The organism is Streptomyces sp. ACA25 (genome assembly GCF_028200735.1).
Lineage (GTDB): Bacteria > Actinomycetota > Actinomycetes > Streptomycetales > Streptomycetaceae > Streptomyces.
Genome location: NZ_JAQKPV010000003.1, coordinates 80,769 through 106,112 on the forward strand (window position 1 = coordinate 80,769; position 25,344 = coordinate 106,112).

The 25,344-nt window shown below is 72.6% G+C and carries 17 protein-coding genes and 2 pseudogenes; 11 read left to right on the top strand and 8 right to left on the bottom strand.

The window, feature by feature from the left end; all coding sequences use genetic code 11:
* Positions 1–2 precede the first annotated feature (2 nt).
* Entirely contained in the window at positions 3–1,835 is a 1,833-nt protein-coding gene (locus PJ985_RS06510; protein ID WP_271682614.1) for an N-6 DNA methylase, read from the bottom strand.
* A gap of 193 nt (positions 1,836–2,028) precedes the next feature.
* Between PJ985_RS06510 and PJ985_RS06515 the strand changes: the two genes are divergently transcribed.
* Positions 2,029–2,688 (top strand): DUF4352 domain-containing protein, encoded by a 660-nt coding sequence (locus PJ985_RS06515; RefSeq protein ID WP_271682615.1) that lies wholly within the window; start codon positions 2,029–2,031, stop codon positions 2,686–2,688.
* A gap of 147 nt (positions 2,689–2,835) precedes the next feature.
* Here the strand turns inward: PJ985_RS06515 and mfd are convergent, their stop codons facing one another.
* A complete protein-coding gene (mfd, locus tag PJ985_RS06520; RefSeq protein WP_271682616.1) occupies positions 2,836–6,369 on the bottom strand; it encodes a transcription-repair coupling factor in 3,534 nt (1,177 codons plus the stop codon).
* Between the two features lie 199 nt (positions 6,370–6,568).
* Between mfd and PJ985_RS06525 the strand changes: the two genes are divergently transcribed.
* Entirely contained in the window at positions 6,569–7,093 is a 525-nt protein-coding gene (locus PJ985_RS06525) for a hypothetical protein (RefSeq protein WP_271682617.1), read from the top strand.
* A 218-nt stretch (positions 7,094–7,311) separates the two neighbouring features.
* On the opposite strand, the gene PJ985_RS06530 is transcribed toward PJ985_RS06525, so the two are convergent.
* From PJ985_RS06530 to PJ985_RS06545, 4 genes are all read right to left on the bottom strand, one after another.
* Positions 7,312–7,581 (bottom strand): hypothetical protein, encoded by a 270-nt coding sequence (locus PJ985_RS06530; RefSeq protein ID WP_271682618.1) that lies wholly within the window; start codon positions 7,579–7,581, stop codon positions 7,312–7,314.
* Positions 7,578–8,555 carry an SPFH domain-containing protein gene (locus tag PJ985_RS06535; RefSeq protein ID WP_271682619.1) on the bottom strand — a complete coding sequence of 326 codons (978 nt, stop codon included), beginning with the start codon at positions 8,553–8,555 and terminating at the stop codon, positions 7,578–7,580. Before PJ985_RS06535 ends, PJ985_RS06530 begins: the two co-directional genes overlap by 4 nt.
* Before the next feature lie 250 nt (positions 8,556–8,805).
* Entirely contained in the window at positions 8,806–11,388 is a 2,583-nt protein-coding gene (locus PJ985_RS06540) for an ABC transporter permease (RefSeq protein WP_271682620.1), read from the bottom strand.
* Positions 11,385–12,173 (bottom strand): ABC transporter ATP-binding protein, encoded by a 789-nt coding sequence (locus PJ985_RS06545; RefSeq protein ID WP_271682621.1) that lies wholly within the window; start codon positions 12,171–12,173, stop codon positions 11,385–11,387. Before PJ985_RS06545 ends, PJ985_RS06540 begins: the two co-directional genes overlap by 4 nt.
* 313 nt (positions 12,174–12,486) lie before the next feature.
* Here PJ985_RS06545 and PJ985_RS06550 point away from each other — a divergent pair, with 313 nt between their 5' ends.
* The 4 genes from PJ985_RS06550 (at position 12,487) to PJ985_RS06565 (ending at position 16,964) form a co-directional block, all read left to right on the top strand.
* On the top strand, positions 12,487–13,731 hold the full coding sequence (locus PJ985_RS06550) for an acyltransferase family protein (RefSeq protein ID WP_271682622.1): 1,245 nt from the start codon (positions 12,487–12,489) through the stop codon (positions 13,729–13,731).
* Between the two features lie 143 nt (positions 13,732–13,874).
* Complete coding sequence (locus PJ985_RS06555; RefSeq protein WP_271682623.1) at positions 13,875–15,164, top strand: DUF6716 putative glycosyltransferase; 1,290 nt, start codon at positions 13,875–13,877, stop codon at positions 15,162–15,164.
* A gap of 127 nt (positions 15,165–15,291) precedes the next feature.
* On the top strand, positions 15,292–15,945 hold the full coding sequence (locus PJ985_RS06560; protein WP_271682624.1) for a SurA N-terminal domain-containing protein: 654 nt from the start codon (positions 15,292–15,294) through the stop codon (positions 15,943–15,945).
* Positions 15,942–16,964, top strand: coding sequence for a nucleoside triphosphate pyrophosphohydrolase (locus tag PJ985_RS06565; RefSeq protein ID WP_443033431.1), 1,023 nt, complete (start codon positions 15,942–15,944; stop codon positions 16,962–16,964). The genes PJ985_RS06560 and PJ985_RS06565 overlap by 4 nt, the downstream gene beginning before the upstream one ends.
* A gap of 101 nt (positions 16,965–17,065) precedes the next feature.
* Here PJ985_RS06565 and PJ985_RS06570 read toward each other — a convergent pair.
* Positions 17,066–17,518 (bottom strand): annotated as a pseudogene (locus PJ985_RS06570) (SUKH-3 domain-containing protein); the annotation flags it as partial.
* A 132-nt stretch (positions 17,519–17,650) separates the two neighbouring features.
* Positions 17,651–18,169 (bottom strand): annotated as a pseudogene (locus PJ985_RS06575) (YwqJ-related putative deaminase); the annotation flags it as partial.
* Between the two features lie 42 nt (positions 18,170–18,211).
* On the opposite strand from PJ985_RS06575, the gene PJ985_RS06580 reads away from it, so the two are divergent.
* The 5 genes from PJ985_RS06580 (at position 18,212) to PJ985_RS06600 (ending at position 25,230) form a co-directional block, all read left to right on the top strand.
* Complete coding sequence (locus PJ985_RS06580) at positions 18,212–19,180, top strand: HNH endonuclease (protein WP_271682625.1); 969 nt, start codon at positions 18,212–18,214, stop codon at positions 19,178–19,180.
* A gap of 6 nt (positions 19,181–19,186) precedes the next feature.
* On the top strand, positions 19,187–21,469 hold the full coding sequence (locus PJ985_RS06585; RefSeq protein WP_271682626.1) for an SUKH-4 family immunity protein: 2,283 nt from the start codon (positions 19,187–19,189) through the stop codon (positions 21,467–21,469).
* A gap of 129 nt (positions 21,470–21,598) precedes the next feature.
* A complete protein-coding gene (locus PJ985_RS06590) occupies positions 21,599–22,516 on the top strand; it encodes a cellulose-binding protein (protein ID WP_271682627.1) in 918 nt (305 codons plus the stop codon).
* Between the two features lie 131 nt (positions 22,517–22,647).
* Positions 22,648–24,111, top strand: a complete 1,464-nt coding sequence (gene glmU / locus PJ985_RS06595) for a bifunctional UDP-N-acetylglucosamine diphosphorylase/glucosamine-1-phosphate N-acetyltransferase GlmU (RefSeq protein ID WP_271682628.1) — start codon at positions 22,648–22,650, stop codon at positions 24,109–24,111.
* A gap of 141 nt (positions 24,112–24,252) precedes the next feature.
* The gene (locus tag PJ985_RS06600; RefSeq protein WP_271682629.1) at positions 24,253–25,230 is read left to right on the top strand and encodes a ribose-phosphate diphosphokinase; all 978 of its coding nucleotides are present in this window, start codon (positions 24,253–24,255) and stop codon (positions 25,228–25,230) included.
* The last annotated feature ends 114 nt before the right edge of the window (positions 25,231–25,344 follow it).

Sequence of the window (25,344 nt, forward strand, 5' to 3'; positions counted from 1 at the left end):
GTTCAGCCCGGTGGCAGGGTGCCTTCGGTGTATCCGTCGACCACGCCCTGGACAAGTCTGTGGCCGAGCTCCGCCGCCTGCCGCAGAGCGTCCTCGAACGCGGCCAGTTCCCGGAAGCGCCGTCCGTACTGCTGCTGGGCCTCCAGGGGCAGGCGGGGCACCTTGAGGCGCCGGATGTCGATGCGGGTGGCGCTGGAGGCGTAGCTGCCTGCCTGCCGGGTGTTTCCGGTGCCACGCAGGAACCCGGCCAGGAACCAGGCGTCGAGCAAATCCGGGTCGGGGCGCAGCAGGCAGACGTGTCGGCCGAGCGGTGCCCCGTCGGGACCGGCGCCGGTGAGGACCCGGGCCGGGTCTCCGGGGAGGAGGGGAACGACGACGTCTCCGGGGCGGGGTTCGGGTTCGGGGCCGCCGCCCGGCTGGTGGAGTTCGAGTGCGCCGGTGCGGGCCAGTTCGCCGATGGTGAGGCTGGACCAGCGCGGTCCGGGTGCGGGGGTGTCCGTGCCCGGCACCTCGGGGGCGAGGTCGTGGGTGCTGCGGAGGGTGGCTCGCAGCTCGTGCTGGACGCGGGTGAGTGCCTCGCCGCCGGTGAGGTCCGCGGACGGGGGCAGGTGCCGGGCGGGGGCGAGGTCCACCTCGTCGTCCAGGAGGTCCATGACGGGAAGGGCGCGCCGCAGGCCGGTGAGGGCGGTGAATTCACCCGGGCCGGTGAAGGCGCTCCAGGCGTCGAGGAGGGCCGCGGAGAGCGCGGGCCGGTCGAGAGGGTTGCCGCCGGTGGACCGGTGGGCGGTGGCGGTGTCGACGACGAGCAGGCGGGGCTCCGGGGCGGGGGCGCCGCCGGGTTTGACAAGGATCCAGAGGTGGAGGGGGAGGCTGTGGGGCGGGGCTGCGCCGGCCGGCAGGGCGAGCACCGCGCGCAGGGCCCCGCGGCGCAGCAGGGTGGCGCGGATACGGCGGCCGGTGCGGCGGGAGGCGGCGGCGGGGGGCATGAGGAGCACGGCGGTTCCGCCGGGGCGGAGCCGGGCGAGGGCGTGCTGGACCCAGGCGAGTTCGGATTCGGCGCGGGCGGGGAGCCCGTATTCCCAGCGGTCGTCGTAGACGAGTTCGTCGTGGCCCCAGTGGCGTTCGTTGAAGGGCGGGTGGCACAGGACCGTGCCGACGGCGGCCCCGGGGAAGGCGTCGGCGAGGAGGCTGTCGCCGGTGCGGATCCGGACGTCCGCGGGATCGCGGAGAGCGAGGCGCAGGCCGCAGAGGCGGGCGAGGACGGGGTCGCTGTCCTGACCGTGGAGTGCGGCGGGCCGGGTGGCGTCGCCGTGTCCTCGGGCGGCGGCGAGGAGGGCGCCGGAGCCGCAGGCGGGGTCGAGCACGGAGTCGGTGGGGCCGGCCAGGGCTGCCATGAGTTCCGCGGTGGGGCGGGGGGTGAGGGTGAACTGCCGGGAGTGGGTGTCCAGATAGCGCTCGAGGAGGAAGGCGAAGGCGTCGGCGGGGCTGCTCTCCGCGGCGAGGGCCGCGACGGCGTCGGCCAGGGGGCCGGCCCCGGCCGGCCGGTCACCGTGGAGCAGCTGTTCACCGAGGCAGCAGAGGGTTTCGGCGGGCCCTGCCGGGTCGGCCGCGAGGAGTTGCCAGGCGCGCTCGTTCAGCGGGACCTCGATGAGTTTGCCGTGGTCGCGGAGCCATTGTTCGACCTCTGCCAGGGCGAAGGTGGGGCTGCTGTCGGTGCCTCCGACGGGACGGGGGAAGTGCGGGTGGCGGCGGCGCCAGTTGCTGACGGCGGCGCGTCCGACGCCGGCCAGGCGGGCGATGCCCGCGGCGGTGACCTCGGCTTGTGGTGCCGTCACGTGGACTCACTTCCCGGGCATCGGTGGGCTTCTCACGGCGGGCGGGCTGTCGCCGCGTCTCCGTGACCCTACCGATACACGGGAGGGCACCAACACCCCGTGGATCACTTGTTGACTCGGTTCACAGCTTATGTTGTAGTTAACGCGCCGACCCGGAGGGGGTCGGAGTCGTTCCGGGAGGGGAAGCACCGCCATGACCGCCGAGCAGCACACCACCGCCATCTCAGAGATCACCGAGGCGACCGCGGGCCGGCCGGTACCGCGCCGGTTCGCCCGCAAGCGGATGCTGGCGCTCGCCGGCCTCGCCACCGCCGCCCTCGCCATCGGCGGGCTCACCGCCTGCGAGGCCGACGAGCCCAAGAAGGACGGGAGCAGCTCCCAGGAGAAGACCACGGACGAGGGGGCGGACGACGGCGGCGAAGAGGGTGACGACGAAGGCGGTGGCGACGACCGCACACTGGCCGGCGGAGAGACCGCGGCCTGGGACAGCGGGCTCAAGGTCACCGTGTCGGAGCCGGAGGCGTTCACCCCGGACGAGTGGGCGGCCGGACACACCGAGGGCAATGACTCCTACACCTTCGGCGTCACCATCGAGAACACCGGGAACGAGGACGTCGACGCCGACTGGCTGATCTTCACGGCCCGGGCCGGGGACGACGGGGTGAGCGCCGAGCAGATCCACGACAGCGCGAGCGGCATCGGCGCCGACATGCTCGGCACCGTGCGGCCGGGACAGAAGGCGACCACCACCATCGCCTTCGACGTGCCGGCCGACGCGGGCTCCCTCAGCCTGGAAATCGAGCCCGGCCTGGACTGGGACGCCAAACCCGCCTTCTGGGACTTCTCGTTCTGAGCGGTCCGTTCCGGCCCACCGGCTGGTCGGCGGAGACGGGCGCTCCGCCGACCACCCGTGCGCACCGGAGGGGCCGGTCATTCCGCCGGCCCCTCCGGTGCGCCGCCTGCCGGCCCGGCCGGCAGCCGGACCGGCCCCGGGCGCGGGTCAGGAGCCGGGGATCGTGGTGAGGAACTCCCCGGTCCAGGACAGCAGGTCGCGGCCCACCAGCGGCTTGCCGCCGACCCGGGCCGTGGTGGGCCGGGGCACCAGCACCTGCCCGGTGTTCGCCCGGATCACGGAGCCCGGGTAGACCCGCTTCAGGCGCAGCTCCTGCGACTCCCGCAGCTCCACCGGCGAGAACCGGATCTTGTTGCCCTGCAAGGTGATGTCACCGACCCCGCACGACCGCGCCAGCATCCGCAGCCCCGCGACCAGCAGCAGGTTCTCCACCGGCTCGGGCAGCGGACCGTAGCGGTCGGTCAGCTCCTCGCGGACCGCCCGGATGTCCTCCTCGGTGCTCGCCGCGGCGATCGACCGGTAGGCCTGCAGTCGCAGCCGCTCCCCCGGTGCGTAGTCGTGCGGCACGTGGGCGTCCACCGGCAGCTCGATCTTCACCTCGAGAAGCGACTCCTCCGGCTCCCCCGGCTCCATCGAGGACCGGAAGTCCGCGACCGCCTCACCGACCATCCGGACGTACAGGTCGAAGCCGACCCCGGCGATGTGCCCGGACTGCTCACCGCCGAGCAGGTTTCCCGCCCCGCGGATCTCCAGGTCCTTCATCGCCACGTACATACCCGCCCCCATCTCGGTGTGCTGCGCGATGGTGGCCAGCCGCTCGTGCGCGGTCTCCGTCAGCGGGCGCTCCGGCGGGTACAGGAAGTAGGCGTAGCCGCGGTCCCGGCCCCGTCCGACCCGCCCGCGGAGCTGATGCAGCTGCGAGAGCCCGAAGTTGTCGCCCCGCTCCACGATCAGGGTGTTGGCGTTGGAGATGTCGATGCCGGACTCCACAATCGTGGTCGACACCAGCACGTCGAACTTCTTCTCCCAGAAGTCGACGACGACCCGCTCCAGCGCCGCCTCCCCCATCTGGCCGTGCGCGATCGCGATCCGCGCCTCCGGCACGATGCCGCGCAGCCGGGCGGCGGCCCGGTCGATCGACTCCACCCGGTTGTGGATGTAGAAGACCTGACCCTCGCGCAGCAGCTCGCGGCGGACCGCCGCCCCGATCTGCCGCTCGTCGTAAGGGCCGACGAAGGTGAGCACCGGGTGCCGCTCCTCCGGCGGGGTGGTGATCGTCGACATCTCCCGGATGCCGGTGACCGCCATCTCCAGGGTCCGCGGGATCGGGGTCGCCGACATCGTCAGCACGTCCACATTGGCCCGCAGCTTCTTCAGCTGCTCCTTGTGCTCGACGCCGAAGCGCTGCTCCTCGTCGACGACGACCAGGCCCAGGTTCTTGAACTGCGTCTCCGCGGAGAACAGCCGGTGGGTGCCGATGACCAGGTCCACGCTCCCGTCGCGCAGCCCTTCCAGGGTGGCCTTGGAGTCGCTTTCGGACTGGAAGCGGGACAGCGCCCGCACCCGGACCGGGAACTGTGCGTAGCGCTCCGTGAAGGTGCCGAAGTGCTGCTGCACCAGCAGGGTGGTGGGCACCAGCACCGCGACCTGCTTGCCGTCCTGCACGGCTTTGAAGGCGGCGCGGACCGCGATCTCGGTCTTGCCGTAGCCGACGTCCCCGCAGATCAGCCGGTCCATCGGGACGGACTTCTCCATGTCCTCCTTGACCTCGGCGATGGTGCTGAGCTGGTCGGGGGTCTCCACGTAGGGGAAGGCGTCCTCCAGCTCCCGCTGCCACGGGGTGTCCGGCCCGAACGTGTGGCCGGGCGCGGCCATCCGCGCCGAGTAGAGCTTGATCAGGTCGGCGGCGATCTCCTTGACCGCCTTCTTCGCCCGGGCCTTGGTCTTGGTCCAGTCGGCGCCGCCCAGCCGGTGCAGCGAGGGTGCCTCACCGCCGACGTACTTGGTCACCTGCTCCAGCTGGTCGGTCGGGACGAACAGCCGGTCGCCGGGCTGGCCGCGCTTGGCGGGGGCGTATTCGACGAGCAGGTACTCGCGGGTCGCGCCCTGCACGGTGCGCTGCACCATCTCCACGTAGCGGCCCACGCCGTGCTGCTCGTGGACGATGTAGTCGCCGGGCTCCAGGGTGAGCGGGTCGAGGGTCTTGCGGCGCCGGGCGGGCATCCGGGTGCCGTCCCGGCCGGCGGCCTTCTGGCCGGTCAGGTCGGTCTCGGTGAGGACGGCGAGCCGCAGGCCGGGCGCGAGGAAGCCGTGTTCCAGGGAGCCGCAGGCCACGTGCACCACGGACGGGGTGAGGGTGCCGTCGAGGCTGTTGTCCATGCGGGCCGCGATGCCCTCACCGCCGAGCACCTCCGCGGTGCGGGCGGCGGGGCCGTGCGCCTCGGTCAGGTAGACGACGCGCCAGCCGTCGGCCAGCCAGCCCTTGGTGTCGGCGAGTGCGCGGGCGGTGTCCCCCCGGTAGCTCTCCGGGGCTTTCAGGCCCAGCCGCACGGTGTCCGCGTCCGGTTCCGCGTCGGCGGCGAAGGGGCTGACCGACCACCACAGCAGGCCCAGCTCACGGGCCCGCTCACGGATCTCCGCGATGCCCCGCAACGAGGCCGCGCCCACGTCGATGGGGGCCTCGCCGCCTCCGGCGGTCGCCGCCCAGGACGCCTCCAGGAACTCCTGGCTGGTGGCCACCAGGTCGGCGGCCCGGGTCCGGACCCGTTCCGGGTCGCAGACCACGGCCATGCTGCCGGCCGGGAGCACGTCGAGGAGCAGTTCCATCTCGTCCACGAGCACGGGGGCGAGCGACTCCATGCCCTCCACCGCGATCCCCTCGGCGATCTTGTCCAGCATCTCGCCCAGCTCGGGATGGCGCTCGGCCAGCTCGGCGGCGCGCCGGCGGACGTCGGGGGTCAGCAGCAGCTCACGGCAGGGCGGGGCCCACAGTCCGTGTTCGGCGACCTCCAGGGACCGCTGGTCGGCGACCTTGAAGTAGCGGACCTCCTCGATGTCGTCGCCCCAGAACTCGATCCGGAGCGGATGCTCCTCGGTGGCGGGGAAGACGTCGAGGATGCCGCCGCGCACGGCGAACTCGCCGCGCCGCTCCACCAGCTCCACCCGGGTGTACGCGGCGGCGGCCAGTTCCTCGGTGACGTGCCCGAGGTCGGCCGTCTCTCCGGTGCGCAGCGTCACCGGCCGCAGCTCGCCCAGCCCTTTGACCTGCGGCTGGAGTACCGAGCGGATGGGTGCGACGACGACGGACACCGGCCCGGCGCCGGGGTCGTCCGCGCGGGGGTGGGCCAGTCGGCGCAGTACGGCGAGGCGCCGGCCGACGGTGTCGGAGCGCGGGGACAGCCGCTCGTGCGGCAGGGTCTCCCAGGACGGGAAGTCCACCACGCCCGCTTCGGGCAGCAGGGAGCGCAGGGCGGCGGCCAGGTCCTCGGCCTCCCGGCCGGTGGCGGTGACCGCGAGCACGGTCCGTCCGGAGGAGCGGGCCAGCGCGGCCACGGCCAGCGGCCGGGAGGCGGGCGGGCCCACCAGGTCGATGTGGTGACGGTTGCCGTCGGCGGCGGCGGTGACGGTTTCCGCGAGCGCCGGGTCCAGCGCGGCGGCGTCGAGCAGGCCGGTGAGTGACATCAGATGAGCGTCCGTCCGGGGATGTGGGGCAACGCGAAGGGCCCGACACGCGCGCGGGCCGGGGTGTTTCCAGCGTACGCCGACCTCCGGCCGCCCGCGCCTCCCGGTCGGCGCCGCCCCCGCCGTACGGGCTCCTCGCGGTCGGCAGCGGTGCAACCGGCGGCGGGCGGGGTGCGTCGGTGACGTCGAGGGGGTGGCTGTGAGCCGGAGCGCACGGGTGGCGATCACCTCGGTGCTGGTCGTTCTCGGGGTCGTGCTCGCCGGGCTGGGCTGGGCCGGGGTGACGGCGTACCGGGTACTGGACAGTGGCGGGCCGGACTGGCGGGCGGCGGACTGCGGGGAGGTGTACGAACGGGTCGGTTTCGCACCGCCCGGTCCGGCGGAATCCGTGCGCTGCGCGCGCGACGTGTTCGGCCGGGACAGCCCGTTCGCCGGCACGTTCACGGTGCCCCGGGTGGAGTTCCACCGCTGGCTGCGCGAGGCGCACGGGCTGGACGGTCTCTCCCGGCCGTACGAGGTCGCCTTCTTCCACGCGGCGCCGGGCACCGGCCCGGTCCCGGACGGGGTGCTGGACCGGCCGCCGCCGGCGCACGCCCGCCTGGTGACCTCCGGCCCCCTGCAGGCGCACGAGATGCCGGACGGGCACCGCCTCATCACGCTGACCGTGACCGCGGAGGTCACCGACCCGGCGCGCGCCACCGTCCACTGGTGGGGCTGGCAGTGACCCGGGACCGGGGCGCCGGTAGCCGGGCGGTCCTTCGGCACCGAGAAGGACGGTGGTGCCGGGCCCGAAGCGCAGGGTGAAGTCCACCAGAACCGGACTGTTCCTGCGGTAGGAGCACGAGCAGTCGCCGATCTCGACGGGCACGAGGCTTCCTTGGCCGAGAGCGGTGAACAACGGGAAAGCCTGGCCGCAGCGGGCTGCGGCCAGGCAGGCCGGCCTCAGGCCGGGTCGTCGTCGTCCGGCTCTCGCCCCGGGTTTCCGGAGTCGTCCGTCCGTCGCGGCGGGCGGCCCCGGCGAGCGGGCGGGCGGACTGCCCGGGGCAGCCTCCCCGCCTCGCCGAGCGCGCGCCGCAGCACGTAGTCGATCTGCGCGTTCGTGCTGCGCAGCTCGTCCGACGCCCACCGCGCGAGCGCGTCGTGGACGGCCGGGTCGAGCCGCAGCAGCACCTGCTTGCGGCGGGCGGCGCGGCGGGCGGGGTCCTCGGTCACTGGTAAAGGGACCCCGAGTTCAGCACGGGCTGTGGGGCGCGGTCCCCGCAGAGGACGACCAGCAGGTTGGAGACCATGGCGGCCTTGCGCTCCTCGTCCAGCTCGACGAAGCCCTGGGCGGTGATCCGGGCGATGGCCGACTCCACCATGCCGCAGGCGCCGTCGACGATCTCCCGGCGGGCCGCGATGACCGCTCCGGCCTGCTGCCGCTGGAGCATCGACGCGGCGATCTCCGGTGCGTAGGCGAGGTGGGTGAAGCGGGATTCGACGACCTTCACGCCGGCCGCCCCGACCCGCACATCGACCTCGGTGGAGAGCTGGTCGGTGATGCTCTCGGCGTTGTCCCGCAGGGACAGATCGCCGTCCGACTCGTAGGGGAAGCTGGTGGCGATGTGACGCAGCGCGGTTTCGGTCTGGGTGATGACGAACTCCTCGTAGTCATCGACCGCGAACGTGGCCTGCGCGGTGTCCTCCACCTGCCAGACGATGACCGCGGCTATCTCGATCGGGCTGCCGCCCGCGTCGTTGACCTTCAGGACAGCCGTCTCGTGGTTGCGGATCCGGGTGGAGATCTTGGTGCTGCTGGTCAGCGGGTTGACCCAGCGCAGCCCGTCGGTGCGCAGGGTGCCGACGTAGCGGCCGAAGAGCTGGATGACCCTGGCTTCGCCGGGCGCGACCATCTTCACGCCGTTCCAGGCGAAGAGGGAGGTCACGGTCAGCAGCGCGCCGACGATGATCATCGGCACCCCGGCGGCGGGCCGGTCCCCGGGGTCGAACCCGACCGCCACTCCGCCGAGCAGCAGTCCGAGGCCGAGCAGCGGCCCGAGCACGGCGATGAGCAGGCCCAGCCCGCCGCCGATGTTGTTCGCCGGCTTCTCGGCCACCGGCGCCTTGGGCATCTCCGGGGCGTCGAGCCGGAGGCCCGGGCCGGTGGTGGTGTCTTGCGTGTCGTGGGTGTCGGGCTGTGCGGGCATGGTCTCCCCCGTGCGTGATCTAGCAAAGTGATATCACTTTATACGTCACGGGGGCCGGTGACCAGACCGAAGGCGCCGCAACCGGGGCCGTCGGTGGAGATGACCGCCCGCCCGGGGATCGACAGGCGGTCACGCCGGCCTGGTACCACGCCTGAGGGGGTCCGCCGGGTGGTGACGGTCACCCGGAACGCGGACCGCCGCCCGGCCCCTGGCGGGGCGGGCGGCGGTCCGTGGTGCGGAGGGACGGTCGTCACTCGGTCGCGATGGCCTTGAGGATGTTCATCCTCCCGGCGCGGAACGCGGGGATCAAGGCGGCCAGCAGGCCGACGAGGGCGGCGCCGATGAACACCGTGACGATGGTGGCCCACGGGATCTCCAGCACCCGGAAGCCCTCCAGCGCGAGAATTTGCTGGGCCGCTGCGCCCCAGGCCAGGCCGAGGGCGATGCCGAGCAGGGCACCGAACAGGGCGATGACCACGGACTCCAGGCGGATCATCCGGCGCAGCTGGCGGCGGGACAGGCCGATGGCCCGCATCAAGCCGATTTCCCGGGTCCGTTCGATGACGGAGAGAGCCAGGGTGTTCACCACCCCGAGGATGGCCACAATGATCGCCAGGGCCAGCAGCCCGTAAACCATGTTGAGCATCACCCCGACCTCGTTCTCGACCATCTCCTTGTAATCGGCCTGGTCGCGGACCTCCATCTGCGGGTGTCCTGCGAGCGCCTCTTCCAGCGACGCCCGGGCGGCGTCCTGCTGGCCCTCCTCGGCCATGACGAAGAGGACGAGCGGTAGCGGCATGGCCTCCGCGGACACGTGCTCCTCGAGGGTGGCCATGCCCATCAGGGCGGCGTCACCATCCATGCTGTCGGCCAGCGACAGGACCGCCCGGAGCTCGAGGACCGGGTTGGCCTCGCCGTCGAGGTCGACGGCCAGTTCGTCGCCGACGCTGAGGCCGTAGGTCTCGACCGTTCCGGCGTCGAGGGCGAGACCGCCCGGGGCGAGGGCCTGTTCGAGGTCGCCCTCCTCGACCGTGCTGGCGACGTCCTCGGTGTAGGTCGGATTGACGGCACCAAGGTTCCGGGAGAACGTCTCCCCGTTCGGAGCGGTGAGTTCGCTGTCCATACCCCGGTACTCGGTGACGTGCCGGAGGTTGTCAGCGGAGCGGATGGCCTCGGTGGCGGCCGGCAGGATCGGCATCCAGTTGCTGGTCTGGATGACGTAGTCCGCGCCGATGGACTCGTCGATCTGCTTCGAGGCGGAGGCCACCATGGAGGAGCCGACCACCGAGAGTCCCGAGACGAGGGCGAGTCCGATCATCAGCGCGGAGGCTGTGGCGCCGGTGCGCCGGGGGTTGCGCAGGGCGTTGCGTTCGGCAAGCCGTCCGACCGAGCCGAAACCGCGCAGCAGCACCGCACTGAGGGCGCTCACCACCCAGCCGACCAGGGCCGGGCCGACGAGCACCATGCCGATGAGGCTCAGCGGGATACCGACCGCAAGGAGCAGGCTTCCGGTGGCTGCCTCGTCCACCCCAGCGGTACCGGCCAGGGTGGCGAGACCGGCTACGGTGAGCAGGGCGCCGACGAGGCTACGGGTCCGCCCGGCCTTCGCGTCCCCAGGGGTCCCGGCGTCGCGCAGGGCCGCCATCGGGGTGATCCGGCCGGCCCGGCGGGCCGGGATGTAGGCGGCGATGAGCGTGACGGTGACGCCGAGAATGATCCCGATGACCGGCACGGACCAGCCGATGGTCAGGTCATCCGTGCTGAGGTTCATCCCCAGGGCGCTCATCAGTGTCATCAGGCCGACGGCGATGCCGAGGCCGACGGCGAAACCGAGCAGGGAGCCGACGACGCCGAGCAGCAGGGCTTCGACGAGCACCGAGCGGTTGATCTGCTTGCGGCTTGCGCCGATGGCCCGCATCAGGCCGATCTCGCGGGTGCGCTGGGCCACCAGCATGGTGAAGGTGTTCACGATGAGGAAGATGCCGACCAGCAGAGCGATCCCGGCGAAGCCGAGGAGCACGTACTGGATGATGCTGAACACCTCACCGAGCGCGTCCTGATTGTCCGCGACGTACTCTTCGGAGGTGCGGATGAAGAAGGTGTCCTCCCCGAGCAGCGCGGTGATCCGCTCCTTCAGCTGCTCCTCGCTGACCGCTCCGGTGCCGTCGACGTACACCTCGGTGAAGGCGTCGGTGTCACCCAGCAGGACCTCTTGGGCGGTCGGGGTGTCGAAGTAGACGAGGGTCGCACCGGGGTTGGTGATCTGGAACTCGACGATGCCGCTGATGGTCGCGGGGTGGTCGCCGGTGACGGAGATCAGCCGCAGCTCGTCACCGACGGACAGGTCCGCGTTGTCGGCGCTCTGGGAGTCCAGGAGCACTTCGCCGGGCCCGTCGGGGAGGCTGCCTTCGGTGAGCTCCATCGAGCGCAGCTCGATGTCCGTCCAGTTCAGCGCGATGGTGGGGGCGCCGGTGGTGGGGCCGATGCTCTCGTTGTCGCTGTCCACCACCACGACGCTCTCGGACATGGCGACGCCGGTGGCCTCCTCCACCCCGTCGACCTGGCGCACCTCGTCGACGACGGAAGCGGGCAGGGTGGCGGGGCGGCCGGTCATGCTGGCACTGTCGAAGCTGCCCCCCTCCGTGTCCTCCGGCGCGATGATCACGTCGGAGGCAGTCTCGGCGAACAGCTTGTCGAAGGTCGTCTGCATGGTGGCGGTGAAGACGAGGGTGCCGCAGACGAACGCGACGGACAGCAGGACGGCGGTGCCGGAGAGGATCATCCGGCCCTTGTGGGCGTAGAAGTTGCGCAGGGATGTCTTCACCACGGTCATGAGGTGCGCCCCCGGGAGTCGAAGCCGCGCATGCGGTCCAGGACACGGTCCGCGGTGGGGTCGGTCATCTCGTCGACGACCCGGCCGTCGGCGAGGAAGATGATCCGGTCGGCGTAGGCGGCGGCGACCGGGTCATGGGTGACCATGACGATGGTCTGGCCCAGGTCGTCGACGGAGCTGCGGAGGAAGCCCAGGACCTCGGCGCCCGCCCGGGAGTCGAGGTTTCCGGTGGGCTCGTCCCCGAAGATGATGTCGGGCCTGGCGGCGAGGGCGCGGGCGACGGCGACGCGCTGCTGCTGGCCGCCGGACAGCTCCGACGGCCGGTGCTTGAGGCGGTCGGCGAGGCCGACGGTGGTGAGCACCTTGTCGAGCCACTCCGGGTCCGGCTTCCGCCCGGCGATGTCCATCGGCAGGGTGATGTTCTCCAGGGCGCTCAGCGTGGGCAGCAGGTTGAACGCCTGGAAGATGAAGCCGATCCGGTCCCGGCGGAGCTTGGTCAGCTTGCGGTCCTTCAGACCGGTGATCTCGGTGTCACCGACCCAGATGCGCCCCGAGGTCACGGTGTCCAGGCCCGCCAGGCAGTGCATGAGCGTGGACTTCCCGGACCCCGACGGTCCCATGATGGCGGTGAACGCTCCCTCCGCCACGTCCACGCTGACACCGTCGAGCGCGAGCACCTGGGTCTCGTTCTCTCCGTAAGCCTTGATGATGCCCTCGGCGCGTGCGGCCACGGCAGTGTGCCCTCCGCCGCCCCCGGTAGCCGGATTCGCTACAGCCGTTGCCACGATTATCTCCTCTGTCTTCACATCATTCTTATTGCTCTGAGCTTAGGGACCGGTAGTGACGCGCTCGTCCTGCCGCAGGACGAGCCTGAGGTAGGAGAAAAGTCGCACGATCCCTTAAGGGTCGGTCCGCCGCACTGCCCTGTGAGGTAGGGGGAGGCGCTGCCGGGGCACCGGGAAGGGGCCGTCGCCGGCCGGTCTCCCGCTGTTCACGCACCGTCCGGCCGGGGTGCATCCGGGCGCCGCGGCACGCCGCTAGCCTCCGCGGCGAGTGGCCGGTAGCGGTGAGGACCGCCGGAGGAAGCAGGGGAACCGAGTGCGGGGTGCAGGGGCCTGGCGACGTCGGGGAGTCTTCGCGCAGCGCAGGAGCCGTGACCCGCACTGGGACAACATCCGGTACTTCTCGGGGACCCTGGTGGTCGTGGGGCACGCCATGGACCAGCTGAAGGATCTCGACGGTCTGCGCTGGCTCTACGTGGCGACCTGGGCGATGCGGGTGCCGGTCTTCGTGATGGTGGCCGGCTACTTCAGCAGCGCCGCCGCCGTCACCCCCCGGGAGGCCCGTCGGCTCATCGAGTCGATCATGGTGCCGTACCTGCTGATCGGCTTCCTGCACACGCTCCAGATGCGCTACTGGAGCGAAACGGGCGAGTGGACGTTCTTCACCGTCAACCCTGCCTGGGGTCTGTGGTTTCTGCTGTCCCTGATGTTCTGGCGGGTGCTGCTGCCGTACCTGGACCGGCTCCGCCACCCCTTCACCACCTCGGTGATCGTCGCCCTGGCCTCCGGCTACGTCCAGCAGATCGACGTCACGTTCTCCTTCGCCCGCACCCTGACCTACCTGCCGTTCTTCCTGCTGGGCTGGCGGCTGGGCCAAGGGCTGTTCTCCGACCTGCTGCGGGCGGCGTGGAGCCGGTACGCCGCGATGGGCGTGCTCGTCGTCTGCGGCACGGCGTCCTGGTTCCTCAAGGGCAGTGTGCAGCTGTCCTGGCTGGGCATGCGGAACCCGTACGGCGAGGGCGCCTTCTGGGAGGCGCCGTTCGCCTGGCTGATCCGGGCGGGTCTGATCCTGGGCGGCGCGGTCGTCGCACTCAGCTTCGTCCGGCTCGTGCCGCGCCGCCGGCTGCCCGTCATCACCTCGCTGGGCGCCGCCGGCCTGTACATCTACCTGCTGCACCCCCTGGTGCTGCGCTGGTACCTGAACACCTGGGGGACGGACTGGGTGGGGCCGTGGCCGTCCCAGGCGGCGCTGGTCCTGCTGGCGGTGCTGATCGCCTCGCTGCTCGCCCTCCCGCCGGTGCGCCTGCTGACCCGGCCGGTGGTGCAGCCCCGGCTCCCCTGGCTGTTCCGCCCGGATCAGCCCGAGCGCCCGGAACGCCCGGGTGGCCCGGACGTGGCGGACCGCACGGACGTGACGGATCACACCGGTGGCCGGGACAGCACCGGCGCGGCCGGCACGGAGACCTCCGGGACGAGCCGCCCGCCCGGCGGCACCGGGCACGTCGGTGGGGCTCCCGGGGCCGCGCGGCCGGCCCCGGCCGTGCCCCGCCAGCGGCGCTGAACCGCACCGCGTCACCTCCCGTTCACCGCACGGCAAGTCGCCGGTCGTGCGCGGCAGGTACTCATGGACCGCGCAACCCACGGGAGGCATCCCGCACCCAGCACAACCCGGGACGCGAGGTCCCAGCGAAGGGAACACAGACGATGGGAAGCGCCGGGCCCCGTGCCGTCGTGCTCGCCGACTCGGACAGCCGCTGGAAATGGGCGGCGTCCGTCGCCCGCCGGGTGGCACCGGACCACGCGCTCGACGCGTATTTCGTGCGCACCCGGACCACACCCACGCCGCGGCAGATCGCCGAGGTGGGCATCGAGCCGGACCACAGCCGGTTCATCGACTGCCACGAGCTGGTGGACGACCCCCGGCCCGCGGACGCCGATGTGCTGATCTTCGGGGTCGCCGCCGGCACCACGCTCTCCCTCCTGCACAGCCTGGGGATCGCCTGGCGTGGCCGGCGGCACCGGCCGGTCACGGTCAGCGGCTACTACGGCGTGGTCTACGAGAAGATGGTCGACGGCCTGCTGCTGCGCGCGGGCTGCGACCTGGTCATCGCCAACAGCGCCTTCGACGCCGAACGGTTCCGGGACATCTACGCCGGCATCGGGGCGGACCCCGACTCGGTGGTGGAGGCCGGGCTGCCGTTCCTCGGAGGCGCCCGGTACGACCCCTCCCCGGTCGGCCGGGAACGGCCGTTCACCGTCTGCTTCGCCGTCCAGCCGACGGTGCCCGCCGGGGAGACGGCCCGCTCCGGCCTGCTCCAACGGCTCGACCGGCACGCACGGCGGTACCCGGACCGCGAGGTGCTCCTCAAGCTGCGGAACCAGCCGGGCGAAGCCGTCACCCACATCGAACGTCATTCCTACCAGGCCCTGTACGACGCGATGCCGGCTCCCGCGCCGAACCTGCGCCTGGTCCACGGGGACATGGGGTCCGTGCTGGACCGCACCGATCTGCTGGTCACGGTCAGCTCGACCGCCGCCATGGAGGCCCTGCACCGCGGAATCCCCACCGCGATCCTCAGCGACTACGGCGTCCGCGAAGCGCTCGGCAACCACTACTTCCTCCAGTCCGGCTGCCTGGCCTCCTGGGCCGACCTGGACGCCGGGACGGTCCCCACCGCGGACCCCGGCTGGGCGGCGCTGCACGGGGTGGGCCGGGACCACACCTTCGGCGCGGTCCGCGAGCGGCTGGCCGCGCTGCGGGCCGCCGGACCGCTGCCGCCGCTGCGCCCCTACTACACCCCGGAGCGCGGCGGGAGCTACCTGGAACAGCTGCTCGCCCCGCGCGGGCTCGGCCTGGACGGGCGCCCGGCTGCCGTGCGGCCCCCCGCGCATCTGCGGCCGGTGCGCCGCATGGTGCAGCGGGGCGCGGGCGGGCTCTACCGGGTGGGACGCCACCGGGTCGCCCCGGTGATCCGGCGGCTGGCCCAGGGCTGACAGTGAGGAGGTGACGTGGTGACGCGGCCACGGGCCGGTGACCGAATCGCGGAGGGGGCGGTAGTCACAGCTACCGTGGCTGCTTAAGATCGATCGTCGCACCTATTCCACCGCCGGGAGAATTTCAGTGAAGCGCCGATCGTCCGCACTGTCCGTCTCCGCCGCCGCGCTGCTCGTGGCCGCTCCGCTGCTCACCGGCTGCACCACCGACGCCCACCCGGGCGCGGCTGCCGTGGTCGGCGACCAGGAGATCTCCGTCTCGCAGGTCCAGGCCCGGGTCGAGGCCGTCCGGACCGCTCAGCGCGCCCAGGAGAACGCCGAGGAGCTCCTCGCGGGTTCCGCGGGCATCACCCGCTTCGCCGTCGACTACCTGATCTTCGAGCAGCTCGTCGAGCACGCCGCGGAGCAACAGGGAGTGACGGTCACACCGCGCGAGGTCCAGCAGGCCCGGGCCATGACCGAGCAGAGCGCCGGCGGGGCGGAGGAGCTCGAGCAGCGGGCCCTGGCGGGCGAAGGGCTGCCCGCCACCGGGGAGCAGATCGACGAGGTGCTGCGCGTCAACCTGCTGTACCAGGGCCTGGCCGCCACGGTCGACGGTGCCTCCGAGCAGGAGGTCGGCGAGCGGCTCGCCCAGCTGCTGACCGACACCGCCGAGGACCTGGGGGTCGAGGTGAACCCCCGGTACGGCGAGTGGGACGCGGAGCAGGTGACGCTGGTCGACGCCGATGTCCCCTGGCTGCGGACCGACCTCGGCGAGGGTCCCGATACGCTCGAAGGGTGACCGTCTTCTCCTCTGCCGCCTCCCCTTCCTCCCCTCCCCAGGACTCTTCCGGGGCGGCCGGCCCCGGTCGGCTCGTCCTGCTGACCACCACCCACCGGGTGGCGCCCGGGCTGCTGTCCTGGCCCGCGTGGGAGGTGCTGCGCGCGGCCGGCCGGGTGGTGTGCCGCGACCCCGGGCACCCTCAGCTGCCCTACCTGCGCGAGGCGGGTATCACCGTGGAGAGCGCCGAGGGGGACGGGGTCCCGGCCGGGGAACTGCTGGAGCAGTGCCGGGGCGGGAACACGGTCGTGGTGCTGGCGTCCGCCGAGGGTGAGCAGCCGCTGACCGACGCGCTGGCCCGGCTCGCCGGGTCAGGCCGCCGGACCATGCCCGCGCTCGAACTGCTGCCCGGCTCCTACGACCTGCCGGGGGCCCGGCTGCTGGACCTCGTGCACGTCATGGACCGGCTGCGGGCCCAGTGCCCGTGGACGTCCGCCCGCACCCACACCGAGCTCGTCAAGTACGGGCTGGAAGAGGCCTACGAGCTGGTCGAGGCCATCGAGGCCGGGGACCGGGAGGAGATCCGCGAGGAGCTGGGCGACGTGCTGCTGCAGGTCGTCTTCCACGCCCGGATCGCGGAGGACCACGCCGAGGAGCCGTTCTCCATCGACGACGTCGCGGGAACACTCGTCACCAAGCTGATCCACCGGCACCCGCACGTTTTCGGCGAGGAGACCGCGGAGACCGCCGAGGACGTCAAGGCGCACTGGCTGCGCACCAAGGCGGTGGAGAAGCAGCGGGACTCGGTCACCGACGGGGTGCCGCTGGGACAGCCGGGCCTGGCACTGGCGGCGAAGCTCGTCGGGCGGGTCCGGACGGCAGGGCTGGACGTGCCGCTGCCGACCGGGGACGCGGTCGGTTACCGTCTGCTCGCGCTGGCCGCGGAGGCCCAGGCGGTGGGCATCGACCCGGAGACGGCGCTGCGCACCGCCGCCCGTACCTACCGGGACGCGATCCGGGCGGCGGAAGGCCCGGCCTGACCCGGCACTGACCCGGCCGGCGCACCCGCCGTGCCGTACGCCTCCGGCTCGTTCCGGGCTCCGGCCTCCGGGGCCGGCCCGGCGGACAGCTCCGGGGGAACGAGCCGGACGGGACGGCTGCCGGTGAGCAGGGTGGCGAGACCGGTCCGGACGTCCGGGCCGAGGTACCAGTCGCCGGTGTGGTCCAGGCAGTAGGAGCGGCCCTCCCGGTCGACGGCGAGCAGGGCCGTGCCGACACCGTTGCCGTCCGGGCTGAGGTGGCCGGTCTCACCGAGCGGGCTGAGCTCGGTGTCCAGGGCGCGGGCGAGGTCCCCCAGGGTGCGGGCCCAGTGCAGGCCGCGCAGCGGGTCGATACGGACCGGGCTCGCGGCGCACTCCGCGCCGGGGCGCACCGGATCCAGCTGGAGACCGCCGAACTCCTCCCAGGCGGCTTCGGCGGCGGGAAAGACGAAGTGCGGGTGCCCTCCCGGTGACAGGTGGCTGCGCAGCACCCCCGCCCAGTGCCCGGCCTGCGCGCTCTCCCGCCGGCCGGGCTCCCAGCCCGCTTTCCGCAGCGCGGTACCGACGAGGGCGTCCGCGGCCTCGGCCGGCTCGGGGTCCTTGCGCCCGGAGCCGCGGCGGCCGGGCAGCCGCAGCGCCGTGGTGGCCTCCGAGGTGGGGCTGACACTGCGGACGCCGAAGTGGGCCAGCAGAGCGGTGCAGGAGTGACAGTGCGGGGCGTACTCGCCGTGCTGCGGGTCCCCCTCCTCCCGGATGTGCCGGGTGGTCACGCGGGCGTTCTTCAGCGCACGCTTGGCCTTGCCGGGGCGCTCGACGCCGACCGCGGTGAGGTGCCGTGAGATCAGCGCGGCTTCCGGGCACCGGGTGCCGTGCCGCTCGCGCTGCTCGCTGCCGAGGCCGTCCACCACCGCCTGGACCAGCGGGTGCAGTGCGGGGTCCGGACCGGAGCGGGCCGCGGTGCCGGTGAGGGGTCCGTCGCTGCCGGGCAGTGACAGTGCCGCGGCGACGGTCGGCAGGATGCCGTCGCGGCGATGCCGCAGGACGGGCGTGCCGGGCAGGGCCCAGCCGAGCCGGGGGTCTCCCGGCACAGGACTGTCTGAAATATCCGGTTCAGTAGGCATGGTGGCGCTTTCTCCCCCGAGGCGAGTTGCTCTCTCGCAGCCGCCCAGCTTGCCACACGGTGCCCCCCGGACCGCGGAACCCATAGGCTGTGTCGGAACAGCGAGTGACAGCAGGGGGCAGACGCCATGACGACAGGTCGGCTCGGCACCGCGCCACCGAACCGGGCTTATGCCGGGCAGGTCGTGCAGTTCCCGGACCCGGTCCGGGCCGCGCGCTTCCCGCAGGGGATCCGGGTGGACGACGACGGTTTCCCGGACTTCGCACCGTATGCCCGGGCCGCCGCGGAGATCGCCGAACCCCCGGAGGGCTTCGGCGTGGACGAGCTGCGCCTGACGGACTACGTGTCCGCCAACGCCGCGCTGCACGCCGAGGGGCACGAGCTGTGGGCGGACCTGTCACCGGTGGCCACTCCGCACGGCTGGACCTGGCACCATGTGGCCGGCACCCGCCGGCTGGAACTGGTGCCGGTGGAGGTCAAGGCGCTGCTGCGGCACCACGGCGGCCTGGCCACGACCGCGGTGGACCAGAACAAGCGGGGCACCCGGCCGCTGGCCGACACCAGGCCCGTACACCTGTCCGTTCCGCACTCGGCCGCCGTGGAGGAGGAGCGGGTGCTGGCCGCGGAAACGAAGCTGGGGTACCGGCTGCCCGAGGCCTACCGCTCCTTCCTGAAGGCGGCGGGCGGCTGCGCGCCCAAGGGAGTGGCGCTCGACGCCGAGCTGGGTCTCCTCCTCGACCAGCCCTTCTTCACCCTCCGCGAGGAAGCCGCGGTCAACGACCTCGTCTACATCAACAAGTGCCTGCGCGACCACCTCACCAAGGACTACCTGGGGGTGGCGTTCGTGCACGGCGGGATCCTCGCGGTGAAGGTCCGGGGGGACAACTCCGGCACGGTCTGGCTGTGCGCCTACGACGACGCACGCGACCGGGACGGCCTCGGGGTGGAGGAGCGGGTCGCCCAACTGCTGCTGCCCTGCGGCGGTGACTTCGACGAATTCCTGCTGCGCCTGGCCGGTAACCCTCCGGAGCTGGAGACAGTGGCCAATCTGATGGTGGACGGCGGCTTCGCCCGTTCCGTCCCGGTGGGAGGGTGACGCGCGATGGTGACGTTCGCACAGGCTCAGGAGCGCGCGGAACGCTGGGTCAACGGCTCGGTCCCCGACAAGCTGCACCGGGAGGTCCGGGTCCGGGAGTTCGATCTCGGTTTCGTCGCCTGGGCGGAGAGCCGGCCGGACGCCCCGGCGAGCGGCGGGAAGCTCGTGATCGCCAGAGACAGTGGCGACACCACTCTGTGGCCCGCCCTGCCGGTCGGTGAAGTGATCCGGCAGTACGAGGAGGAGTACGGCTCTCCGCAACAAGCGGCCCCGGCCTCGGAGCCCGCCCAGCGCGTCGATCTGGAAGCCACCTCCTTCCTGCTGACCCCTCCGCAGTGGCTTCAGGACGCGGCGGACCGGGCGGGGGTGCCCGATCACCGGCCCGGCGCCCGCAACACCCCCGGCACTCCCCCGCCCGCACCCGCACCGGCCGGCTCCGCCGCAGCCGGGACGTCCGGTCCGGTGCCGGTACCGGCGCAGCAGACCACCGGCCCCGAAGGCCGGGACGCCGCAGCAGACCCGCCCGTCGCCCCGGCTGCGGCCGAGAGCTCTCCCTGGGACTCCGCGGACACCTCGGACAGCGCCTCCGACGATGCCTCGGTGGCTCCCCCCGCGACCGTGTTCTCACCGCCCCTGGCGGAGCCCGGGCCGGGCACCCCGCCACCGGGCGAACAGTCGTCCGAGGCAAGGACCGCCTTGCTCCCGCAGGGAAGTGTTCTGCCCAGGACCGCGGTGCACCCCGCCGTTCCCGACCCGTCGGTGACGCCGGGTTCCCCCGGGCCGCGCGGAGCCGCGGATCTCGCCGATGCCGACACCGCCAAGGCATTCGGCCTCACCCCGCCGAAGGCACCCGGCGCACCGGCCGCCACCCCGTCCGCTCCGGGCTCCCGGGGTCCGACGGTGCCGCCCCCGCCGGGCGCCCCCGGTGCCCCGGGCGCCAAGCCCTCCCCGGCCCGGGACGGCTCGGGCTCCGACGCGAGCGGGTACGTGCCGACCCAGATGGTCTCCGCGAGCGAGCTGAAGTCGCAGCTGCCGCAAGCGGGAAGCGGCGCGGGCCGGGGCCCCGGCACCCCGCCGCCCCCACCGGCGCCCGAGTCCCCGTCCGCCGGTCCGCGGACGCCGCCTCCGCCGGGCGCGCAGGGCGGCGGCGTGCACCAGGCGGCCACCATGCTGGCCCAGCCCGGAGTCACCCTGCCGCCGACCGCGCCACCCCCGGGCACCGCGACGCCCCCGCCGGGACCGGCCGCACCTGCGCCCGGCGCAGCCACTCCCCCGCCCCCGGGCGCCTACGGCTACCCGCAGCAGCCGGACCGGCCGACGGTCGGCTCCGGATACATGGCGGTGCTCCGCTTCCGCGCCCCGGACGGGTCGGAGCAGCGGCTCATCCGCCGGTCCGCGCCCGGGCTGCCGCACCCGGAGTGGCAGCTCCTGCACGAGCTGCACGGAATGGGGGTCCCGCCGCAGCAGGTGCTGGAGCTGCACACCGAACTGCAGTCCTGCGAGCTGCCGGGTGGCTACTGCGCCCGGATGGTCCGCGAGACCTGGCCGCAGGTCCGGATCACCCACACGGCCGCCTACGGCCAGGAGCTCGCCGGCCGGCAGGCCGGGGTCCGGCACCTGGTGGAGCACCAGGACGAGCTGGAGCAGTTCGCGGACGGCCCGCCGCGCGCGGCACCGGTGCGGGCGCCGCTGCCGCAGCAGCAGCCGGCCCCGGCCGTCGGCCTCGACGTGATCGGTCAGGAGCTGGCGCAGGCGTACGGGCCGCAGGGCGTGTTCCGTTACGACCAGCAGGCGGTGTCCCGGCAGGGCGTTCCCGAGATCGTCGCCCACACCCTGGTGTGGGCGGGTGTGCCGCTGGAGATCGGGCCGTTCTTCTGGGCCCAGGCCCAGCCGGGCCGTCCGGTGCCCACCCTGGCGGAGCTGGCGGTGGAACGCGGGATCCAGCCCGCTCCGGATGCCGGCTCGTACCTGGCCCTGGGCAACGACTTCGGCCGTCAGCTGTGCGTCCAGTACGGCACCGCCTGCATCGTCGCGGTGCCGTTGGAAGCAGGTCCCGGCGGCCAGGTCGTGCCGCCGCAGTTCGTCAACGCCTCGCTGCCGCAGTTCGTGCGCTGCATGGCTCTGCTCGGCCGGATGTGGCGGCTGCGGTACGGCCTGAACCAGGAGCAGGCGGGCCGCTGGACCACCGACTTCCAGGCGCAGTTGGCGTCTCTGGACCCGCAGGCTCTCGCCGATCCGGAGAGCTGGTGGTCCGTCCTGCTGGAACAGATGTGGGACGGATTGCTGTAGTTGACGCATTTCCTCCGCAACAGGCCGCCCGGTCATCACGGTCCGGGCGGCTTTTTGCTGCATGCTGGTGGGCGAAGTGTCGCACTCGTGCGGATTCGCCCGCATAAGCCCATGCAAAGGAGCCTGCACATGACTTCCGCCACCTCACCGCACGGATTTCTGCGGGTCCGACGGGGCCGCGGCTACCGTCCCGAGCAGGCGGACGCCCACCTGGCCGCGCTGGGCGAGGAGCGCGACCGGGCCCTGGAGCGGCTCGCCCGGCTCACCGTGCTGGCCAAGGAGATGTCGCAGAAGGCCGAGCAGTTGTCGAAGGAAGCGGCCTCCCTGCCGCCGGCGAGATTCGAGTCGCTGGGGCCCCGGGCCCAGTTGCTGCTCACCGAATCCGTGGCCGAGGCAGGGGCGATCCGCGAGGCGGGCGAGGCCGTGGCCCAGGAGATCCAGGAACGTGCCGGAGCGGAGGTGCGGGAACTGCGCGAAGCGGCCCGGCTGGAGGCGGACCGGCGGATCGCGGCGGCCCGGGCCGCCGCGGACAGCGTGCTGGACGCCGCCCGGGCCAGGGCCGAGGCGCTGCGGACGGAGGCCCAGGAGTACGCCCGGGCCCAGCGCGCGGAGGCCGAGCAGGCGCTGGCCGAGGTGACACGGCGCTGCGGGTCGGTGGACATCGGCTGGACCGAGGAGCAGACCGCCGCCTTCAAGTCGCTGGAGGAGGAGATCACCCGCGGGGAGGCGGCCGCCGAGGAGCGGATCGCCGAGCTGGAACACCACGCGGACACCGTGCTCGCCGAGGCCGAGCAGAAGCTCGCGGATGCCCAGGAGATCCACCGGAATCAGGAGGAGGACACCGAGGCCCGGGCGCACGAGCTGCTGCTGCAGGCCCGGGTGCGGGAACAGCAGGTGGAGCGGGAGACCGAGCGCATCGTCCGGGAGCACGCCGAGCGGGCCGAGGAGATCCGGGAGCACATGGCCCATGTACGCAGCAGCCTGTCCGCGCTGACCGGCCGCACGCTGCCCAGCCAGTCGACCGGCCCGGAATCCGACCGGGAGTGAGCCCGACCGCAGGCCCGGCGAGCGGCGGCAGGGCCGGGACGGGCAGGCGGAGACAGGCGGGGAGGGGCGGGACCTGCCGGTAGGGTTTCTGGTACCCCAGACCGGCCCCCCGCACTCGAAGGGCACATCTCGTGAGTTCTGTTCCCCCCGCAGCCGTCGTTGTTCTCGCAGCGGGTGAGGGGACCCGCATGAAGTCGGCCACCCCGAAGGTGCTGCACGACATCTGCGGCCGGTCCCTGGTCGGCCATGTGGCCGCCGCCTCCCGCGCGCTCTCCCCCGGGCACCTCGTGGTCGTCGTCGGCCACGCCCGGGAACAGGTCACCGCGCACCTCACCGCGCTCGACCCGGATCTCGTCACCGCTGTCCAGCACGAGCAGAACGGCACCGGGCACGCCGTGCGGATGGGGCTGGAGGCACTGACCGGGCTGGGTGCCGACCTGGCCGGCACGGTGCTGGTGACCTGTGGTGACACGCCGCTGCTGACCTCCGCGACGCTCCAGGCGCTGGCGGACACGCACGCCGGCGACGGCAACGCCGTCACCGTGCTGACGGCCGAGGTGCCGGACGCCACCGGATACGGCCGGATCATGCGGGGCGCGGACGGTGCCGTCACCGAGATCGTCGAGCACAAGGACGCCGACGCGGTGCAGCGTGCCGTTCAGGAGATCAACTCCGGGGTCTTCGCCTTCGACGGCCGGCTGCTGGCGGAGGCGCTGGGCAAGGTCCGCACGGACAACAGCCAGGGTGAGGAGTACCTCACGGACGTGCTGAGCATCCTGCGTGGAGAGGGACACCGGGTGGGGGCCTCCCGGGCCGCGGATCACCGGGAGATCCTCGGCATCAACAACCGGGTGCAGCTCGCCGAGGCCCGCCGGATCCTGAACGAACGGCTGCTGGAGCAGGCGATGCTCGCCGGCGTCACCGTCATCGACCCGGGGTCCACCTGGGTGGACGCGTCGGTCACTTTCGAGCCGGACGCCCTGGTCCACCCCGGCACGCAACTGCTGGGACGCACCCACCTCGCCGCGCACGCCGAGGTCGGGCCGCACACCCGCCTGACCGACACCCTCGTCGGTGCGGGCGCGGTCGTCCGCAACACCGTCGCGGACGGCGCCGAGATCGGTGCGCAGGCTTCCGTGGGACCCTTCGCCTATCTGCGGCCGGGCACGCGGCTGGGCGCCAAATCCAAGGCGGGCACCTACGTCGAGATGAAGAACGCCACGCTGGGTGAGGGCACCAAGGTGCCGCATCTCACCTATGTGGGGGACGCCACGATCGGTGACCACTCGAACATCGGTGCTGCCAGCGTCTTCGTCAACTACGACGGGGAGACCAAGCACCACACCACGATCGGCTCGCACTGCCGGACCGGTTCGGACAACATGTTTGTGGCGCCCGTCACCATCGGCGACGGCTGCTACACCGCCGCCGGCTCTGTGATCACCAAGGACGTCCCGCCCGGCTCACTGGCCGTCGCCCGTGGCCAGCAGCGGAACATCGAGGGCTGGGTGGCCCGCAAGCGTCCCGGCAGCGCCGCCGCGCAGGCCGCCGAGCGGGCGGCCGGAGGAGGGCCGGAAGAGGACGGGAACGGCTGACCGGTGCAAGGCTCCGACCAGCGGGGCGTAACGTAGGGGTGCCCCTCCCAGGTGGCCGGAATGTGACATCCGGGGGTCGCCGCAGCAATGGGACCCGCTGATCCGTCCACCCGTACTTATGGACTGCCAAGGAGACTTGCTGTGACCGGGATCAAGACGACCGGCGAGAAGAAGCTGATGCTCTTTTCCGGCCGCGCCTTCCCCGCCCTCGCGGAAGAGGTCGCACACGAGCTGGGCGTGGGGCTGGTCCCGACGACGGCCTACGACTTCGCCAACGGCGAGATCTACGTGCGCTACCAGGAGTCGGTGCGCGGTGCGGACTGCTTCCTCATCCAGAGCCACACCACACCGATCAACAAGTGGATCATGGAACAGCTGATCATGATCGACACGATGAAGCGCGCCTCGGCTCGCAGTGTCTCCGTGATCATCCCGTTCTACGGCTACGGCCGGCAGGACAAGAAGCACCGGGGCCGGGAGCCGATCTCCGCCCGGCTGATGGCCGACCTCATGAAGACCGCGGGCGCCGACCGCATCCTGAGTGTGGACCTCCACGCCGACCAGGTGCAGGGCTACTTCGACGGCCCCGTGGACCACCTCTTCGCGCTGCCGCTGCTCACCAAGTACATCGGGAGCCGGGTGGACCGCGACAAACTCACGGTGGTCTCCCCGGACGCCGGGCGGGTACGCGTCGCCGACCGCTGGTGCGACAAGCTGGGCGCTCCGCTGGCCATCGTGCACAAGCGGCGTGACCCCGACGTGGCCAACCAGGTGTCGGTGCACGAGGTGGTCGGTGATGTCCGGGGCCGGGTCTGCGTCCTCGTCGACGACATGGTCGACACCGGCGGAACGATCTGCGCCGCCGCTGACGCGCTGTTCGCGAACGGCGCGGAGGACGTCATCGTGGCGGCCACCCACGGGATCCTGTCGGACCCGGCGGCGGAGCGGCTGAAGAACTCCCGGGTGAGCGAGTTCATCTTCACCAACTCGCTGCCGACCCCCGATGAGCTGAACCTCGACAAGATCACGGTGCTGTCGCTGGCTCCGACCATCGGGCGGGCGGTCCGTGAGGTGTTCGAGGACGGTTCGGTGACCTCGCTGTTCGAGGGCGACGCGTAACCGCTGCCGCTGCCGGGTCACCCCGTCCGCCGCCGCGCCGTGGCCGGTGGCGGACGGGTCGACCGATTTCCGTGCGGGTCCGGCCTCCCGGTAGACTCGCAGGGTTGCTCGGCG

What these genes read in the sequence shown, in the direction of transcription:
- PJ985_RS06580 (WP_271682625.1), top strand. Translation starts at nt 18,212, where the DNA reads ATGACGACAGGTCGGCTCGGCACCGCGCCACCGAACCGGGCTTATGCC.
- PJ985_RS06535 (WP_271682619.1), bottom strand. Translation starts at nt 8,555, where the DNA reads ATGCCCGCACAGCCCGACACCCACGACACGCAAGACACCACCACCGGC.
- PJ985_RS06555 (WP_271682623.1), top strand. Translation starts at nt 13,875, where the DNA reads ATGGGAAGCGCCGGGCCCCGTGCCGTCGTGCTCGCCGACTCGGACAGC.
- PJ985_RS06590 (WP_271682627.1), top strand. Translation starts at nt 21,599, where the DNA reads ATGACTTCCGCCACCTCACCGCACGGATTTCTGCGGGTCCGACGGGGC.
- PJ985_RS06540 (WP_271682620.1), bottom strand. Translation starts at nt 11,388, where the DNA reads ATGACCGTGGTGAAGACATCCCTGCGCAACTTCTACGCCCACAAGGGC.
- PJ985_RS06585 (WP_271682626.1), top strand. Translation starts at nt 19,187, where the DNA reads ATGGTGACGTTCGCACAGGCTCAGGAGCGCGCGGAACGCTGGGTCAAC.
- mfd (WP_271682616.1), bottom strand. Translation starts at nt 6,369, where the DNA reads ATGTCACTCACCGGCCTGCTCGACGCCGCCGCGCTGGACCCGGCGCTC.
- PJ985_RS06515 (WP_271682615.1), top strand. Translation starts at nt 2,029, where the DNA reads ATGACCGCCGAGCAGCACACCACCGCCATCTCAGAGATCACCGAGGCG.